The organism is Kordiimonas sp. SCSIO 12603 (assembly GCF_024398035.1).
In the GTDB taxonomy this organism is placed as follows: Bacteria; Pseudomonadota; Alphaproteobacteria; order Sphingomonadales; family Kordiimonadaceae; genus Kordiimonas.
Genome location: NZ_CP073748.1, coordinates 2,970,246 through 2,987,721, shown reverse-complemented (window position 1 = coordinate 2,987,721; position 17,476 = coordinate 2,970,246). Strand labels below are relative to the sequence as shown.

General features: G+C 46.4%; 22 protein-coding genes. 15 read left to right on the top strand and 7 right to left on the bottom strand.

Annotated features, from left to right (window positions below; genetic code table 11):
• Positions 1–50: 50 nt before the first annotated feature.
• The 6 genes from KFE96_RS13945 (at position 51) to KFE96_RS13920 (ending at position 4,676) form a co-directional block, all read left to right on the top strand.
• The gene (locus KFE96_RS13945; RefSeq protein WP_255833164.1) at positions 51–1,175 is read left to right on the top strand and encodes an OprO/OprP family phosphate-selective porin; all 1,125 of its coding nucleotides are present in this window, start codon (positions 51–53) and stop codon (positions 1,173–1,175) included.
• 200 nt (positions 1,176–1,375) lie between these two features.
• On the top strand, positions 1,376–1,936 hold the full coding sequence (locus KFE96_RS13940) for a GNAT family N-acetyltransferase (RefSeq protein ID WP_255833163.1): 561 nt from the start codon (positions 1,376–1,378) through the stop codon (positions 1,934–1,936).
• 58 nt (positions 1,937–1,994) lie between these two features.
• Positions 1,995–2,564: a DUF1285 domain-containing protein gene (locus KFE96_RS13935; RefSeq protein ID WP_255833162.1), complete on the top strand. Its 570-nt coding sequence runs from the start codon at positions 1,995–1,997 to the stop codon at positions 2,562–2,564.
• Entirely contained in the window at positions 2,565–3,182 is a 618-nt protein-coding gene (locus KFE96_RS13930) for a CoA pyrophosphatase (RefSeq protein WP_255833161.1), read from the top strand.
• Positions 3,183–3,184: 2 nt separating this feature from the next.
• Positions 3,185–3,532, top strand: coding sequence for a hypothetical protein (locus KFE96_RS13925; RefSeq protein WP_255833160.1), 348 nt, complete (start codon positions 3,185–3,187; stop codon positions 3,530–3,532).
• Positions 3,504–4,676 (top strand): CCA tRNA nucleotidyltransferase, encoded by a 1,173-nt coding sequence (locus KFE96_RS13920; RefSeq protein WP_255833159.1) that lies wholly within the window; start codon positions 3,504–3,506, stop codon positions 4,674–4,676. Before KFE96_RS13925 ends, KFE96_RS13920 begins: the two co-directional genes overlap by 29 nt.
• On the opposite strand, the gene KFE96_RS13915 is transcribed toward KFE96_RS13920, so the two are convergent.
• The 4 genes from KFE96_RS13915 to KFE96_RS13900 are packed head-to-tail and all read right to left on the bottom strand — an operon-like array spanning position 4,660 to position 7,072.
• Positions 4,660–5,232: a YSC84-related protein gene (locus KFE96_RS13915; RefSeq protein ID WP_255833158.1), complete on the bottom strand. Its 573-nt coding sequence runs from the start codon at positions 5,230–5,232 to the stop codon at positions 4,660–4,662. The two genes, KFE96_RS13920 and KFE96_RS13915, sit on opposite strands and share 17 nt — an antisense overlap.
• A 56-nt stretch (positions 5,233–5,288) precedes the next feature.
• The gene (locus KFE96_RS13910) at positions 5,289–5,726 is read right to left on the bottom strand and encodes a YqaA family protein (protein WP_255833157.1); all 438 of its coding nucleotides are present in this window, start codon (positions 5,724–5,726) and stop codon (positions 5,289–5,291) included.
• A gap of 6 nt (positions 5,727–5,732) precedes the next feature.
• Entirely contained in the window at positions 5,733–6,599 is an 867-nt protein-coding gene (gene hemF / locus KFE96_RS13905; RefSeq protein ID WP_255833156.1) for an oxygen-dependent coproporphyrinogen oxidase, read from the bottom strand.
• A 14-nt stretch (positions 6,600–6,613) separates the two neighbouring features.
• The gene (locus tag KFE96_RS13900; protein ID WP_255833155.1) at positions 6,614–7,072 is read right to left on the bottom strand and encodes a tRNA (cytidine(34)-2'-O)-methyltransferase; all 459 of its coding nucleotides are present in this window, start codon (positions 7,070–7,072) and stop codon (positions 6,614–6,616) included.
• Between the two features lie 288 nt (positions 7,073–7,360).
• On the opposite strand from KFE96_RS13900, the gene petA reads away from it, so the two are divergent.
• From petA to KFE96_RS13870, 6 genes are all read left to right on the top strand, one after another.
• Positions 7,361–7,912, top strand: coding sequence for a ubiquinol-cytochrome c reductase iron-sulfur subunit (petA, locus tag KFE96_RS13895; RefSeq protein ID WP_247016116.1), 552 nt, complete (start codon positions 7,361–7,363; stop codon positions 7,910–7,912).
• A gap of 10 nt (positions 7,913–7,922) precedes the next feature.
• Positions 7,923–9,203, top strand: coding sequence for a cytochrome b N-terminal domain-containing protein (locus KFE96_RS13890; protein WP_255833154.1), 1,281 nt, complete (start codon positions 7,923–7,925; stop codon positions 9,201–9,203).
• 13 nt (positions 9,204–9,216) lie between these two features.
• Entirely contained in the window at positions 9,217–10,011 is a 795-nt protein-coding gene (locus KFE96_RS13885) for a cytochrome c1 (protein ID WP_255833153.1), read from the top strand.
• Positions 10,012–10,168: 157 nt separating this feature from the next.
• Positions 10,169–10,999, top strand: a complete 831-nt coding sequence (locus KFE96_RS13880; protein ID WP_255833152.1) for a sulfotransferase — start codon at positions 10,169–10,171, stop codon at positions 10,997–10,999.
• Between the two features lie 202 nt (positions 11,000–11,201).
• Complete coding sequence (locus KFE96_RS13875; protein WP_255833151.1) at positions 11,202–11,636, top strand: glyoxalase superfamily protein; 435 nt, start codon at positions 11,202–11,204, stop codon at positions 11,634–11,636.
• A gap of 115 nt (positions 11,637–11,751) precedes the next feature.
• Complete coding sequence (locus KFE96_RS13870) at positions 11,752–12,519, top strand: glutathione S-transferase family protein (RefSeq protein WP_255833150.1); 768 nt, start codon at positions 11,752–11,754, stop codon at positions 12,517–12,519.
• On the opposite strand, the gene KFE96_RS13865 is transcribed toward KFE96_RS13870, so the two are convergent.
• Complete coding sequence (locus KFE96_RS13865; RefSeq protein ID WP_255833149.1) at positions 12,520–12,825, bottom strand: dATP/dGTP pyrophosphohydrolase domain-containing protein; 306 nt, start codon at positions 12,823–12,825, stop codon at positions 12,520–12,522.
• A gap of 2 nt (positions 12,826–12,827) precedes the next feature.
• On the bottom strand, positions 12,828–13,316 hold the full coding sequence (locus tag KFE96_RS13860; RefSeq protein WP_247016103.1) for a MarR family winged helix-turn-helix transcriptional regulator: 489 nt from the start codon (positions 13,314–13,316) through the stop codon (positions 12,828–12,830).
• 111 nt (positions 13,317–13,427) lie between these two features.
• Here KFE96_RS13860 and KFE96_RS13855 point away from each other — a divergent pair, with 111 nt between their 5' ends.
• On the top strand, positions 13,428–14,306 hold the full coding sequence (locus tag KFE96_RS13855) for a branched-chain amino acid aminotransferase (RefSeq protein ID WP_255833148.1): 879 nt from the start codon (positions 13,428–13,430) through the stop codon (positions 14,304–14,306).
• Positions 14,307–14,358: 52 nt separating this feature from the next.
• On the opposite strand, the gene KFE96_RS13850 is transcribed toward KFE96_RS13855, so the two are convergent.
• Positions 14,359–14,766 (bottom strand): helix-turn-helix transcriptional regulator, encoded by a 408-nt coding sequence (locus KFE96_RS13850; RefSeq protein ID WP_247016099.1) that lies wholly within the window; start codon positions 14,764–14,766, stop codon positions 14,359–14,361.
• 201 nt (positions 14,767–14,967) lie between these two features.
• Here KFE96_RS13850 and KFE96_RS13845 point away from each other — a divergent pair, with 201 nt between their 5' ends.
• Positions 14,968–15,777 carry an outer membrane protein assembly factor BamD gene (locus KFE96_RS13845; RefSeq protein WP_255833147.1) on the top strand — a complete coding sequence of 270 codons (810 nt, stop codon included), beginning with the start codon at positions 14,968–14,970 and terminating at the stop codon, positions 15,775–15,777.
• A 26-nt stretch (positions 15,778–15,803) separates the two neighbouring features.
• Positions 15,804–17,474, top strand: a complete 1,671-nt coding sequence (gene recN, locus KFE96_RS13840) for a DNA repair protein RecN (RefSeq protein ID WP_255833146.1) — start codon at positions 15,804–15,806, stop codon at positions 17,472–17,474.
• Positions 17,475–17,476: the final 2 nt, after the last annotated feature.

The following is a 17,476-nucleotide window of genomic DNA, read 5'->3' as shown; positions in this document are numbered from 1 at the left end:
TGATGCCGGTGAATTTGATATTGTCATAAAAGTGTAATATTGTGGCGAATATGCAGTTTACGAGTATCCAGAAATTATTGTGTTCTTTTGTAGTTATAGGGACAGTTGCTTTGCCTGTTGCGGCAAATGACACAGATGAACCTACCTATAACTTACAGCTTCGTTCTATTACCGATTTCACTCACTTCAACACTTCCGATTTAGGTAGATCTGAAGAGGATTTTGATTTCCGATCAGTTCGGGCAACCTTGAATGGGAGGTTGACTTCAGGCTTTGAATTTAAACTCAGCACCGAATTTGCGGGTGATGGCATAACGTTTGAAGATGCTTTTCTAAAGTATCAACTATCAGACGCTTTTTCATTAACGGTAGGACGACACCGTGTACCTGTTTCGCTCGAAGAACAAACATCCATCATGGATATCAGCTTTGCTGAACGAGCAGCATTTACCGATGCGTTTAACCTGGGGCGTGCGATCGGTGTATCTGCCGCGTATCACCAAAGCGGTTTTACGTTTACATCCGGTATTTACGGTGAAGAAAGAGATATTGATTTCTCTCCTGAAGTTTGGTCATACGCAGCGCGTTCAACCTTCGGACAAAATAGAGGAAATACCAGTTGGCTGGTTGGCGCAGCGTTCTGGGATAAATCCTATGATGATGCGGTAAACCGTAGTTATCGAGGACAATTAAATGCAAATGCTGTTTCGCCCATAATCAGCGCAGGTTTATTGGTAACGGATGAAGAGTATCTAGGTTTTGAAGGCGCGGTTCAGTTTGAACGCTTTCATCTGGCTGCTGAATATGGTGTGCAGCGATCAACGCTAGATAACCAACAGCCTGCCGCTAAGTTTGGTGGCGGTTACGCAGAAATTGGGTATTTCCTGACAGACCATGCACGCAGCGTTGATATCAAGGCCGGTAAGTGGACAAGTTATCAGGACCTGAACCATAGTGATTTGGCGGTGCAACTGGTTGCTAGAGCGGATTTCCTCAGCCTAAATGATGATGCGTTTCGTTTTGGCAATCAGGAAGCTTATCTCTTTGGCGCCAATCTTTACCTAAACCGCCATATACGTTTCTTATTGAATATAGCATTTCAGGAGTTTCAAACCGTCGATGCAGCCAGTGTTGATGCTCATACGATTACAACGCGCCTGCAATTGGTGTGGTAATCTTAAAAATCAGAAAAACTTGCTGGTATTTTTTCTATTACAGTTTTATGGTCCGGCCAGTTTGAACATAAAAGCGTAATACTCCTTATGGTAAAGAGCACCCATATCAACCGGATTAACCGGCTCCGACGACGATAAGATACTGAATCTTATAACGTTTGTTGTGTTTGGCGCGTGCGCCGCGATATGGGAAATTGCTGATGATCACCATTGATCAGGAACAGCCGTTTGACAGCAACCAGATTGATATTCTGCTGGATACGGTTTTTGGAGATGAGAGATTCTCCAAATCTTCACATGCTCTTAGAGTAGATAATCCAATTCTTTTGAATTTGTCTCTTGTTGCCCGAGATGGTGACAAGGTTGTGGGAACTGTTCGATTTTGCGCGGCTCATATCCACGACATGCTTCTTGGCAAAAATGCGAATGCTGTATTCCTTGGGCCTCTTGCTATCCACCCGGAATATCAGGGTAGTGGTCTTGGTTCCAAGATTATGAGAACCGCGATGGCTGGCGTGAAAGCCGCTGGTCATAAGCGGGTTTTGCTTGTTGGCGACGCTGCTTATTACCAGCGTTTTGGGTTTGAAAGCGTGCTTCCGAGTTTTATCACTCTTCCGACAGGGAAAGAACGGCGGCTTTTGATTGCAAAGCCAGCGACTGTTAGGGCGCTGCCCGCTGTTGGTAAAGTTCTGCCGGGATTTGCGCCACTTGAAGCCAGTTCCAGTGAACCACGTTTTGGTGAACTGGCACCCGCTGCGTAAGAAATATTTCCATCCTGAAATTTCGCGCCATATAGTGAGGTAAAGGAGCGTTCATTATATGGCCAAAAACAAACAACATGCGTCTTTTTCCCTTGAAGGGCTGTTAAAGCAGGTTGAAGGGCAAAAATACCCGCCAGTTGATAAATGGAACCCGGATTTTTGTGGTGATATTGATATGCGTATCGCCAGTGATGGAACTTGGTTTTATATGGGTACGCCTATTACCCGTAGCCGTATGGTGAAACTGTTTTCTTCAGTGCTTCGTAAGGATAGTGACGGAAAAACCTATTTGGTTACGCCGGTTGAGAAGATTGGTATTACGGTTGATGACGCGCATTTTACGGTCATACGTGTTGATGTGGAAGATGATACGCTCGTTTTCACTACGAATGTGGGGGATAAGGTCGCGGTGGATGCAGAACATCCTATTTCTGTTCATATCGATGAAACCACAGAGGAGCCAAGGCCTTATGTTCGGGTTCGAGGTAATTTGGATGCACTTGTCGCGAGATCTGTTTTTTATGAATTGGTTGAAATGGCAAACGAAGTAAAAAACGGTGCAAAAACTGAACTTATGGTATCGTCAGCAGGGTGTGAATTCAGTCTTGGTCAGTGGAGTGCTGAGTAGATGCAAAACTGGTTAGCGGAAGCGCTTAAGGCGGATAACCCTGCCGCGCGCGGTAATCGCAGTGATTATGACCTTAACAGCCATATCAAGCTTAAAGAACTGGTTAATGTTGTGCCGAGGCCAGCGGCGGTACTTGTGCCTATTATTGATCATACCAATGGGCCAACCATTCTTCTCACCAAAAGATCTGAAACACTTACCAAGCATGCGGGGCAAGTAAGTTTCCCCGGTGGCCGTGTGGATGATACGGATGCTGATGAAGTGGCGGCAGCGCTTAGGGAAACAGAAGAAGAGGTGGGCCTTAATCGTTCCTATGTGAATGTTTCCGGCTTCCTTGATACTTATAGAACGGGCACAGGGTTTGAGATAACCCCTGTAGTTGGCTTGGTGAAGCCCGGTTTTGATCTTGTCCTGGAAGAAGGCGAGGTAACCGATGTTTTCGAGGTGCCGCTTTCTTTCATTCTTGATAGGGATAATCACAAACGAGAATCAGCAGTTTGGCAAGGTATCGAAAGGCACTATTATCATTTGCCTTATAATGGGTATAAGATATGGGGCGCTACAGCTGCCATGCTGGTGAATTTGTGCGATGTGCTTGAAACAACAAAACGGGGGTAACAATGGCAATTTTTATTCGAATTCTACTTCTTTTGCTCCCTGTTGTACTGGTTCTCTTGTGGGTGCGTTGGCGCATCAAAAAGAATAGCGAAGAAGGCCTTTCAGATAAGGATGCAAAGCAACTCCGTATCGGGTTGATCTCGGTTATTATTGGTTTGGTTGTAGCGGGTATTGGCCTTCGCTTTACTGATGATAGCGGTGATGTTGATAAGGTTTATGTACCTGCCTATATGGAAAATGGTAAATTAGTGCCAGGTGGCTTTCTGCCTGCTGATCACCCCGAGGCGATCAAGCATCTCGAACGTACGAAAAAGAAAAAAGATGACACAGGCGATACATCTGAAGGCTGACTGGCTTTGTTCGCAGGGTGTTGAGCGTGTCGTTGAAGCGCTGGGAACAGAGGCAATTAAATTTGTGGGCGGCGCTGTTCGGGATACGCTCGCCGGGCGCCATGTATCTGATATTGATGCAGCCACAACCCATAAGCCTGAAATCACGATGGCTCTGCTTGAGGAAGCAGGCATCAAGGTTATTCCAACAGGGCTTAAGCACGGTACTGTCACGGCTGTTTCTTCAGGAACACATATTGAAATCACCACGTTACGGGTGGATGTGGAAACGGACGGTAGGCACGCAGAAGTAGCCTTCACGGAAAGCTGGCTTGAGGATGCCAAACGCAGAGACTTCACCATTAACTCTCTATATTGTGCGCCAGACGGTGAACTGTTTGACCCTTTTGGCGGGATAGAAGATTTAAAGATAGGCCGGGTACGCTTTATTGGCGACGCTGAAGAGCGGATCAAAGAGGATGCGCTCAGGATTATGCGTTTCTTCCGTTTTACTGCGCGGTACGGGCAGGGTGAGCCCGATAAAGCGGGCATGAAAGCATGTACCTCACTCCGTTATCTGCTGGATGCTCTTTCTATTGAGCGTATCCGTGATGAACTTATGAAAATGATGGCACTGCCAAACTTTATGCAGCCTGTGTTTTCAATGTGGAAAGCCGGGGTTTTGCAGCAAATTTATGGTGAATCTTTTCGTGGCAGTAGCGTTGAGTTGCTATCAATGTGTGAAGCAAGCTCGGGCTTAGCTGCTGATGCGTTGGCACGTTTCTACGCGATTGGTTCATCTGTATTTTCTGCTCAGAAGCTTGCAAAGGAATTCAAGCTTTCCAATGAACAACGGAAACAATTGATTGGGCTTGAAATCGCTGGAGAAAGTGAAGCTTCGTTCGAGCAGTTACTATATGAACTTGGGCCATGGGTTATGGAACAGCATATCATCTGTTCAGGTAGTAAAGATTATGCAAGAGAACTGGAGATATGCCGGAATTGGGTTCAGCCCGTATTTCCTTTGCACGGGAAGGATTTGCTGGATCGAGGTTTTCAGGCTGGGCCAGACCTTGGAAGGCGAATGAAAGAGCTTGAACAGATATGGATCGATAGTGGGTTCAAGCTCTCAAAAGAAGATTTGCTTGCTACCGCGAACGATTAAGCTTTTTATCTTTCCAGTATTTTGTGCCGTGAAGAGATGCCTGAAGTGCAAGGCCTGCCTTAGTGAACTGGTAAACACTTACCTTCTTGCGGAAGGACGCAGCTTCACCGATTTCACCGCCCTTTTCATTGGAGCGTGCTGCGGCATCTGCTTCGCCAGAGAAATCCCATCCTTTTTGAACGAAGCTATCTAGCGCTTCTTCATCATGGAATACAAACACGGCTCTGAAATCTTTGATGCCGAGGCCAAGGCCTACACTGGCGGTTGCCATTTTCATGTATGTGTCTGTGTTTGAGCGGTTATCATGTACAACACCGCGACCACCACCGCCGCCGATCAGAAATACCTGTACACCAACGTTTGAGAAAACGGCATAGCCGTATGCTTCGTCAATTTCAGCTTGTGCCTGCGGACGGGCTTCAAAAAGTTCAACGAGCACTTCCTGTCTCATATCCAGAACTTTTTGGCGTTTCTTATCATATTTGTCCGCAAACGCTGGAGCAGTTGCTAATAATAGTAGGCCTAAAAGCGTGAATGATAAAACTGATCTGAACATATTGATCCTCCTGTTGAGGCAGATATTAAAAGTGCTTCCTGACAATTTTGTGGCAGCTAAATTTGGCTGATACCAAACCATATTACTGCATATCTGGTAGCTTTCCCAATTGATATAAGTGTTAGGAAGAATAACAGATTTGTGCGCAATATACCTGCTACAAGGGTTAAAGGATCGCCCACCACAGGAAGCCATGCAAACAGCAGAGACCATTTACCGTATCGCGCAAAATGATGCTCCGCCTTTGCGATTTGATTAGGGGAGAAAGGAAACCAACTACGGGACTGGAAGTGAACAATCTTGCTTCCGATCCACCAGTTTAAGCAAGCGCCTAGAACGTTACCGCTAGTAACAGCGATAAAAAGAAACAAAGGAATGCCTGCATTTTCAGATAAGCTGGCGGCAAAGCTAAGTTCAGAAAAGGCGGGTAGAAGGGTAGCCGCAATAAATGCGCTTACAAACAACCCGCCATATATTGCTAAATCACCAAGCACTCGTGTTTACGGCCATTTTGCTTCTGGTGGTAGTGACATAAGAATAGCTTCTACATTGCCGCCTGTTTTAAGGCCGAAGGTAGTGCCGCGATCATACACTAGATTGAACTCTGCATAATAGCCACGATACTCAAGCTGCTTTTCACGTTCTTCCGGTGTCCAGCTTTCGTTCATATGGCGGCGCACAAGCTCCGGATAGATGTCATTAAATGTGCGGCCTACATCTTGGGTGAAGGCAAAGTCCTTTTCCCAGTCACCTGTATTCAGTTGATCATAGAAAATACCGCCTTCACCGCGTGCCCTGTTACGGTGCGGGATATAGAAATAGCGGTCACACCATTCTTTATAGCGCGGGTAATAATCCGGATCATGCTTGTCGCAGCATTCCTTGAAGGCAGAATGGAAAGATGCGGTGTCATACGAATCTGGGAGAGGGGCGTTAAGATCAGCGCCGCCGCCGAACCAGCTTTTAGTGGTGCAGATGAAACGCGTGTTCATATGAACGGCAGGTACCTTTGGGCTGTTCATATGTGCAACGAGCGAAATGCCAGTGGCGAAAAAGCTCGGATCTTCTTCCGCACCCGGAATGTTTTTCGCGAATTCTTCTGTAAAGGTGCCGTGCACGCTTGAAATGTTTACACCGACTTTTTCAAAAACACGGCCGCTACGCATGATCGACATGGTGCCGCCGCCGCCCTCTGCGCCATCTGATTGATTGGTACGGTCCCAGGTTTTGCGTTCAAAACGGCCAGCTTCGCGGCCAGCCATTGGGCCTTCATTATCGTCTTCGATCTGTTCAAAGCTGGCGCAAATCTGATCACGTAGGTTTTGAAACCAATCAGCGGCTTTTTGTTTTTTTTCTTCAATATCCACTTGTGTGTCCTTTTCTATTCAGGCCAGCTATTTGTTTGCCTTAGCGCTTCACCAAGTACCATTGCCATTGAAACAGCTACATTTAAAGAGCGTACTTCTTTGTTCATTGGAACAGTGATGCGGGCATCTGCCGCATCATGCACTGATTCTGGTGCGCCTGTCGATTCACTGCCTACCAGAAGGATATCCTCTGGGGTAAATTCAAAATCACAGTAAGTCTGATCGCTTTTTGTCGTGAGCAGTACTAACCTGCGATTATTGTCTTTTGTCCATTGAAGAAAGGCATCCCAATCAAGGTGGTGATGCAGGTCTACAAGGTCCGCATAATCCATTGCATAACGCCTTAGCGCGCGTTTAGAAAACGGAAAACCGCAGGGTTCTATTACATGTACAGCCGTTTTCATGCAGGCTCCTAGTCTTAAGAGCGTACCTGTGTTTGGCGGTTGGTCTGGTTGGTAAAGTGCTATATCCATGGCGCGGAACTTAGTGGGCTTTGGGAAAAGGTTCAACGGTTTCAAGTGGTGAGAACATTTTTTTACCTTTTTTTTTACTTTTCAGACGCATAAAGGGTTGCCTCTTTTGACGTAGGCGACTAAACCAATCTCAACTCGCTAAGCTTAATTGCTTGGCGTTCGTGCTATTGGTACGAAAGATCTGCGACCCTGTGCCGCAGAGATTTTAAGCCAAGCAGGGGTAGAATAAGGTGACAAATTGTAATGATTGATCGCCTTGAGCATCAAATTCCTGTCAGGGAAAAATAGATGAGCAACATCACTAATACTATCGAAGGTGAAGAAGCTACACGTCGTGACTTTCTTCACATTGCCGCAGCCGGCGGAGCTGGTGTAGGCGCAGTAATGGCAGCTTGGCCATTTATTGACCAAATGAACCCAGCGGCCGATACGCTCGCTCTTGCATCTGTTGAGGTTGACCTCAGTGCAATTGGCGAAGGTGAAGCTGTAATTGTTAAGTGGCGCGGTAAGCCAATTTTTATTCGCCACCGTACGCAAGCTGAAATCGAAGAAGCAAACGCAGTTGACGTTGCTGCACTTCCTGATCAGCAATCAGATGCTGACCGTATTAAATCTGGTCACGAAAAATGGCTGGTTGTTACAGGTATTTGTACGCACCTTGGTTGTGTGCCTCTTGGTTCTAAGTCAGGCGACGAAAAAGGTGAATTCGGTGGTTGGTTCTGCCCATGTCACGGTTCGCACTATGATACATCCGGTCGTATTCGTAAGGGTCCGGCTCCGCTAAACCTAGCGGTTCCAGAGTATGCCTTCCTAAGCGACACAACTATTAAAATCGGATAGGGAAGATATCATGGCAAAATGGCAAACAATTAAGCCTGAAAATAAGGCTTTGGCGTGGGTAGAGGAACGTCTTCCTGTACTTGCTCTTGTTAGCAATGTTGTTGGACCAGATACTCCAACACCGCGTAACCTGAACTATTTCTGGAACTTTGGTTCCCTTGCTGGTTTGATGCTGGTTGTTCAGCTTATCTCTGGTATCGTACTAGCAATGCACTATACGCCTGATACATCTCTCGCTTTTGATAGCGTTGAGCGTATTATGCGCGACGTGAACTATGGCTGGCTTATCCGCTATATGCACGCAAATGGTGCTTCATTCTTCTTTATTGCTGTTTATATCCACATCCTTCGTGGCCTTTACTATGGTTCTTATAAAGCACCGCGTGAAGTACTATGGATGCTTGGTCTTGTTATCTTCCTATTGATGATGGCAACGGCGTTCATGGGTTATGTACTACCATGGGGCCAGATGTCTTTCTGGGGTGCAACAGTAATTACAAACCTATTCTCAGCAGTTCCTGTTGTTGGTGAAGATATTGTAACACTTCTTTGGGGTGGTTTCTCTGTAGATAACCCAACACTGAAGCGTTTCTTCAGCCTTCACTATCTGCTACCATTTGTGATCACAGGCGTTGTTATTCTGCACATTTGGGCGAAGAAAGTTTCCGACAGTGGTAACCCACTGGGTGTGGAAGTTCAGTCAAGCGCTGACCAAATTCCATTCCACCCGTTCTACACAATTAAAGATGCGTTCGGTGTTGGTGTATTCTTCTTCGTGTTCGCTGCGTTTATCTTCTATGATCCAAACGCAATGGGCCACCCAGATAACTACATTCCGGCTGATCCGCTTGTAACTCCTGATTCAATCGTTCCTGAGTGGTACTTCCTGCCATTCTATGCGATCCTTCGTTCGATCACATTTGATATCGGTATTCCTTTCACTGATATTGTGATCATCCCAGCGAAGCTTCTTGGTGTTATCGCGATGTTTGCAGCGATCATTATCCTGTTCTTCCTACCATGGTTGGACACTTCTAAAGTTCGCTCAACACGCTTCCGCCCAACATACCGTTACTTCTTCTGGTTCCTGGTTGCTGACATGGTTCTTCTGACAATTGTTGGTGGTAAGAAACCTGAAGGTATCTGGCCTCTACTTGGTCTTATCGGTACAGCTTATTACTTCGCTCACTTCCTGGTGATTATGCCGCTTCTCGGTAAGATGGAAAAAACACTTCCGCTACCAGAAAGCATTGCAAAAGCATGTGCTCCTAAAGCACAAGCAGCTGAGTAAGGGGACTATGACAATGAAATTCTTCAAAAACATTGCACTTGCTCTTACTGCTACTGCAGCGCTAACCGGCGCTGTGATGGCTGCTGGCGCTGCAAAGCACCCAATTCAACAGAAGTGGTCATTCGACGGCGCTTTCGGTAAGTATGACCGTGCTTCTGCTCAGCGTGGCTGGCAGGTATACAAGCAGGTTTGTTCAGCGTGTCACAGCCTGAAGTACTTCCGCTTCCGTAACCTTGCTGAGCTAGGCTACAGCGAAGATATGATCAAAGCGTTTGCTGCTGAATATGAAGTAGCTGGTGAACCTGATGATGCTGGTGATGAAACAGTACGTAATGCGCTTCCTCAGGATGCGTTCCCAGCACCGTTTGCTAACGAAAATGCAGCACGTGCATCAAATGGTGGCGCACTACCACCTGATCTATCTCTACTTGCTAAAGCACGCCATGATGGTTCGAACTATCTGTTCAGCATCCTGACTGGTTATGAAGATGCTCCTGCAGGCTTTGAGCTATCAGCTGGCAAGAACTACAACCCATACTTCAAGGGTGGCCAGATTTCTATGGCTCCGCCACTTGCTGAAGGTATTGTTGAGTATGAAGACGGTACAGCAGCAACACCAGAGCAGATGGCACGCGATGTAACTATGTTCCTTACATATGTTGCTGAGCCAAAGCTTGAAGATCGTCACCGCATGGGCATGAATGTTCTTATCTTCCTGGGCATTCTTTCCATCATTCTTTATCTATCTATGAAGAAGATTTGGAAGCCTGTAAAAGAAGGTAAAAACTTCTATGACGACGCTGAATAAGCATCATAGAATATGAATAAAGAAGGGCTGCCGGTTTTGGTGGCCCTTTTTTTATTACTTCCAATGCGTTGAGATGTTAAATCTCTATTGGTTAGAGTTTGTCCTAATGGCTATAAGATCTTACATGGCTTCTAGAGACATGATCGCTGGGGGAAATATGATAAAAGATAGCTCGCTGCTATTTTTAGGAGGTGCTCCTCGAAGTGGCACCACATGGGTGCAGCTTCTGTTGTTTCATTCAGGCTTGTTTGCATCGTCGCAGGAAACGCATCTGTTTTCAGGCTATCTGAAAAGTTTGCAAAATAGCTGGAGCTTTTACAGCAGTGATAAACCTGCAAGAGATGGAGTAGGAATTGGCGCTTTTATGGATGAAGCGACAATGCTGACCCATGCTAAAGCTTTCACTGATCATGTGCTCGCAGGAATAGCTAAAACTGTACCTAATGCACCGTTTCTTCTAGAGAAAACACCAAGCCATATTCAGCATACAGATTTTATCTGGCAACTTTATCCTGCCGCACGCATGGTACATATCGTGAGAGATCCTCGCGCAGTTGTTGCCTCTTTGATTGCGGCTTCAAATAGCTGGGCCGGTAAATGGGCTGCACCTGTCGCACGTAAGAATATTTGGACCTGGAAAAACCATATAGCTAAAGGCCGGGAAATAGAAAATGACCCACGGGTATATACATTAAAATATGAAGACCTGCTTCAGTCCCCTGTTGCTGGGTTGAGGGAATTATATCGGTGGCTTGGTAAGGATATTCCTGACGCCGCTCTCCAGGAGGCTATAGATGCTTGCGCTCTTGATAAAGTGAAGGACGGCAAAGTCGAAGCACCTTGGAAAATGAGCAGTGAACCAAAAGGGTTTTACCGTAAAGCTGGCACAGATGCTTGGAAGAATGAACTTTCGAGAGAGGATATTATGTTGATTGAAGAGCTGTGCAGCGAGGAAATGGTTCATTATGGTTATGAAGTTTCTCAATAACCTCCTCCCGATAGACTTTGGTATTGTATCTTGACCTTTTGACATTGAACCCCTATCTAGGCTGAAAGGTTTCAATATACCTGCCGCTCGTGTGCATTTTGCTTTGGTGAAATATTGAATTTCTCAACCAGCTTGTTTTACATATGCGGTTGTTTGGTAATGCGAGCCCCATTCACGTTCCGCTTAATATGTGAGAAAACAAATGAATGGTTTGAATGTTTTTCCAACGATAGCTGAACTTAAAGCTCGTGCAAAAGAACTGCGTTCAGCAACTTCGGCGGCTGGTACGTCACTTTCGCATTCTGAATCGCTTGAGGCTGTGGCCCATAAACATGGGTTTCGTGATTGGAATACGCTTCGTGCAAAGGCTTTGGCAAACAATACGCTGCGTATAGAAGAGGGGGGCTTGGTCTCCGGCTATTATCTTGGGCAGTGTTTTAAAGCTGAAGTGTTGGCTTTTAATGAATGGAGCCAGGGGCGTTACAAAGTTAAGTTAGATTTGGTCGAGCCCGTAGATGTGGTGGCGTTTGATAGTTTCTCTGCTTTCAGAAAGCGGATTAACGCAGAAATTGGTGCAAACGGCAAAAGCTTTGCCCATACATCTGATGGTCGCGCGCACCTTGAGCTCACACTATAGCTATCTGCGTTGAAGTTATTTCAGCAATAAATTTATTGTGTCCTGTCGGTGTTGGTTTGTGCCTCGCCGCAGGCGCTTCCCGCTCTATTGTTTATATGGAACAATGGAGCACACGATGACAGATATCACCTTATATGGCTATGTAACCAGCCCTTATGTACGCAAGGTTTCCGCGTATCTTTATTATAAAGACCTGGATTTTAAGTTCGTGCATGTAAGCCCCGTCGAGCCATATAAAACCATTGGGTTCACAGAGGGAACGCAAGTTCCTGTTTTGAAGGTTGGGAGCGAATGGCGAACTGACTCGTCAAAATTGGGGATATGGCTGGAAGAGCTGTTTCCAGAAAAATCGCTTCTTGGTGCGAATGCGACAGAGCGTGAAACTATATTAAAGATAGATAAATGGGCGAGCGAGCAGTTTATCCCGGGCATGGTATTCAGAAGCGCTGTTGAAGGGAAAGTAACCGAGGCTTTTAACAAGCGAGCATGGCGGCTAGCCGAGATAGTTTCCGCTGGTGCAAGTCTGCCGGAAGAAATTCAAAAAGCCTGGCCGCAATTACTGCGGCAAGCACCATTCATTAAAGCCCTTGTTGCTCATCTTGATGGAGATGAGCCCCTTGAGGCTATGCAGATGCGGATATTTGGTGAATTGGTGAACCATCTGGGGGAAGGGCCTTTTCTGGGTGAGCTTGATCAGCCTTCGCTGGCAGATTTTGCAGTTTACCCACAGATGGCCTTTATGTATCAGGCTGGTATTGTGAAGGACCTGCCGCCATTAATGCATCCAATGGTGGGGCCGTGGCTGAAGCGTATGGCGAAACTGTTGCCGGAAAACCCGTGGTGCGTTGACGAAAAGTTTTTAGTGAACCGCATGCCTGCTTAGTTATGCGGTTTTAAGGTGTGTACCAGTGCCGTCCCCTGCCGGTTGCCATCTGCGTGACCGGTTTTCCTGCATTTTGGCGTCTACTGCGGCTCCCAGATCAATATTATTAATTTCCGAGAGGCGCATTAAAAGAATAAGAACGTCAGCTGCTTCTTTGCCCATTTCATCGGTATCTGCGGCTGCAGTGGCTTCCAGCAGTTCTTCCATTTCAATTTGGGCGCGTTTCACCAGTGTAGTCTGATCACTCACCGGACCAAAGGTTTGTTCCGCCCAATCCATAATGGTTTTTTGTGTTTCCGAAGCCATAGCTATTTTTCCAGCTGGCGCATAACAATTTCACGTTCACTGTCATCAACGATGTTGAGAAGAACTTCCCAAAAACCAGATACAGCTTCGGGGCCCGCCATTTTATAAGCTTGTGCAACCCTTTGACGTTGAGTGGCAAAAAGATCAGCTTCAAATTTTTCGCCTTTATCGGTTAGATACAAGAGACGTTGTCGGCGATCTTCGGTACCGGGCTTTTGCTCAATATAACCGTCATCAACCAGTTGCCCCAATACCCGGGATAGGCTTTGTTTGGTAATTCGTAGCAAACTCAATAAGCCTGACACTGTGGTGCCTGGGTTCCGCTTCACGAAATAAAGCACTCGGTGATGGGCACGACCAAAACCGGAATCTGCCAGAATTTCATCTGGGTCCCGGGTGAAGTCGCGGTATGCGAAGTAGAGAAGCTCAATGCCGCGGCGAAGTTCTTCTTCCCGCAGGTATAAATTGGATTGTGGTAATTTTCTTTGCATATTTTTATCTACTGATACGTCAGTGTTGTTGACATAATACAGACACAATGTTACGAATTTCAAGTGAAAACAGTTATATTATTATAGTTTTTAAGTTTTTGGAGAAATGAAATGACATCCTCGTCTTTTGCAGACCGTGATGGCACAATCTGGATGAATGGTGAGTATAAAGATTGGAAAGCCTGTGATGTCCATGTCCTTACACATGCTATGCATTATGGTAGCTCAGTATTTGAAGGGCAGCGAGCATATAATGGAAAAATCTTCAAATTAGAGGAACACACGGAGCGTCTTTTCGCTTCAGCTGATACTCTGGATATGACTGTCCCGTTCTCCCAGCAGGAAATTAACGATGCCTGTAACGAGCTTCTTGAGAAAAATAATCTGGTAGATGCTTATTGCCGCCCAGTTATTTGGCGTGGTAGCGAGATGATGGGGGTTTCCGCGCAACATAACCGTATTAATGCGGCAATAGCAGTATGGGAATGGCCTTCATACTTCTCCCCGGAAGCGCGACTTAAAGGTTTACGACTTAATATTTCTGATTGGCGTCGTCCGGCACCTGATACTGCGCCTGTACATGCAAAAGCAGCTGGGCTTTATATGATTTGCACGCTTTCCAAGCATGCAGCTGAAGCTAAGGGCTATGACGATAGTCTGATGTTTGATTATCGGGGGCAGGTTGCAGAAGCGACCGGCGCAAATATCTTTTTTGTTAAAGATGGTGAAATTCATACCCCGACGCCAGATTGCTTCCTGGATGGTATAACACGCAGAACAGTGATGGACTTGGCAAAGCGCCGAGGTATTAAGGTTACAGAACGTGCGATTATGCCTGAAGAGATGGAAGGGTTTGAACAAGCATTCCTTACAGGTACTGCGGCTGAAGTTTCCCCGCTTGCTGAAATTGGTCAGTATAACTTTGAAGTTGGTGAGATTACCAAACAGCTTATGTTTGATTATGACGCACTAGTACGCGGTGAACTTTAATAATACCAGATTTCAGAGATTTTAACGGCGGGCCGCAACCCGCCGTTTTTTGTTACATGAGTTTAGAATCGCGAATTGCGCGAACTAAATCGTTTAAAGCGTTTTGGACATTGCCTGTAGGAATATTCTCTATACCTGAGGTAGTTATATCCAGATCATGAAGGCGCCCGCCGATTAGCTCATCGGCCGGAGGTAGACCTTCATAAAAATGCGATACATTCACCTGCATAATATGCGCTAGAATATACATTCTACCCGCACTTATGCGGTTTAATCCGCATTCGTATTTCTGTACCTGTTGATAGGAAATACCTAAAATTTGGCCGATGTCTTGTTGCGATAAATCAAGTGCTCTTCGTCTGTCTCGCAGGCGTTGTCCCACATGTTTATCTATCAAATCGGCTTTGCGTGCCGAAAAATCGCCATTTTCTTGATGGTTACTCTCTGAGTAAAGCACCATTGACTATCCTTCCTTGGTTGCAGAAGGTTTTCTCCGTTGGCTAAGGCATAAAGCTGTGCTAGAAGTCTGCCTGAACCAAATACTGCCGGGACACCCTTCAGTGGATTGGCAAAAATAATACTAATGGTTGCAATGGTTGTAGGATATCCTCTTATAGGAATATTGCAAGATATTTTGAGTTTCGTCGGGGTGACAGGTTGTATGATTGGTAAAAAGTTAATTAAAACAAGCATGTTAGCTGGTACAGTGTTTTTGGCTGCTTGTAGTTCCGGTGATAGCGAAGATAAATATGTCGCTCGCGATGTAGAGGTTTTGTACAACCTTGCACAGGATAATCTTAAGCGTGGTAGATATCAGTTATCAGCGTTTGCGTTTGATGAAGTAGAGCGCCAGCACCCTTATTCCGTATGGGCCCGCCGTGCACAGCTTATGTCTGCATATGCTCATTATATGAATAATGATTATGATGATTCCATTTTGTCCGCACAACGTTTTCTGCAGTTGCACCCTGGTAACAGCTCAGCCCCATACGCCTATTATCTAATCGCGCTAAGTCACTATGAGCAGATTTCTGATGTGGGGCGTGACCAGGCGAAAACCCATGAAGCGGTTGCTGCGCTTACCGAAGTGATGCGTCGCTATCCCGATACGGATTACGCCCGTGATGCACAGCTGAAGCTATCGCTTACCCATGATCACCTTGCGGGTAAAGATATGGAAGTTGGTCGCTTCTATTTAGGACGACAGGAATATCTTTCTGCCGCTATGCGTTTTCGCAATGTGATTGAGCAGTATCAGACAACAAGCCATGCGCCTGAAGCACTACACCGCCTTGTGGAAGTGTATCTTGCACTTGGAATTGTTGATGAAGCACAAATGGCAGGCGCTGTACTTGGAAACAACTATCCGGGTTCAAAATGGTACCGTTATAGCTATGCCCTCTTGACAGACAGCGACTTAGAGCCTGAAGTAAAAGAAGGGTCTTGGCTTGGTAAGCTGTGGCCATTTTAAGTTGGGCTTAGGTTAAGGGGGAAGGGATGCTGACCAGCCTCAGCATTCGAGATATTGTCCTGATTGATAAGTTGGACCTTGGGTTTGACCAAGGTCTTACTGTACTCACCGGGGAGACAGGCGCAGGGAAATCCATTTTGTTGGATAGCCTTGGTTTGGCAACAGGTGCACGTGCTGTACGGGCACTTGTACGACAAGGCCAAAAACAAGGCAGTGTTTCTGCTGAATTCACACTTTCTCAAGATCATGAAATCTGCATGTTGCTCGATGATCAGGGTGTGGATCATGGTGATGGTATTATCGTCGTGCGCAGGCAAATCACTACGGATGGTCGAAGCCGTGCGTGGCTCAATGATCAACCAGTCGGGCAAGCACTTCTCTCTCAGATAGGCGAGCAGCTTCTTGAGGTGCACGGACAACATGATGACAGAAGCCTTCTGGAGCCGGGTGCACACCGTGCACTTCTCGATGCTTTTGGTGGTTATGATAAAGAGCTGGGTGTAGTTAAGAAAGCACACAAAGCGCTTCAGGTTGCAAAGAAAAAACTAGCACAAATGGAAGCGGACCTTGAAGCTGTTCAGCAGGATGAAGAGTATATCCTTCATGCTCAGGAAGAGCTTGCGGCGCTTAACCCCGAAGTGGGTGAAGAAGGCGAACTTAGCCAACAACGCACTTTGATGATGCAGGGCGAGAAACTCTCTGAAGATTTAGACTCCTATCATTCTGAACTTTCAGGCCGAAACGGTGTTGATTCAGTACTTCGAGGTGTGTTGCGCCGTATGGAACGCACAGAAGGCGGGGCAGCTGAACTTGTAATGCCGGTTATTCAGGCGCTTGATCGGGCTTCTATTGAACTGGCTGACGGCATCGAAACCCTTGAGGGCCTGATGCGGGATATTAATTTTGATCCGCAGGACCTTGAAGCGATCGAAGAACGGCTTTTTGAAATCCGCCGCCTTGCACGTAAACATAACTGTCAGCCTGATGATCTGGCTTCCATATCTCAGAAATTCGAAGGGCAGGCACAAGCACTTTCGAAGGGTGAAGAGCTGGTTGCCGAAGCAAGGCGAGAGCTCAAAGAAGCTGAAGCTGCGATGGAAGCCGCTGTTGCAAAGCTTAGTAAAAAGCGTGAACAGGCCGCAAAGAAACTTGATAAACAGGTTACTGCTGAATTACCGCCGCTCAAGCTGGAAAAAGCTATTTTCCGCACGCTTATTGAACCACTGGATCGCTCAGAATGGACACAGCTTGGCGGTGAACGTATTACCTTTGAGGTGAAAACCAACCCGAGTACGCCGTTTGGGCCAATGGTGAAAGTGGCCTCAGGTGGTGAGCTTGCACGCTTTATTCTAGCGCTGAAGGTAGTTCTTGCTGAAGGTGGTGCTGCACCTGTGATGGTGTTTGACGAGGTGGATAAAGGTATTGGTGGTGCGACTGCCAGTGCGGTCGGCGAGCGTCTGAAACGCCTTTCAAAGAATGCACAAATCCTTGTGGTAACCCACAGTCCGCAGGTTGCCGCATGCGGGGATGTTCAATTCCAGATTTCTAAAGCCGATCAAAAGGGCGAAACTCGTACTTCTGTCGCTGAACTCACAAATAGCGAGCGCCGCGAGGAAATTGCGCGTATGCTGGCGGGCGCGGAAATCACTGATGCAGCACGAGCCGCTGCGGACCAACTTTTAAATACTGACGGATAAAG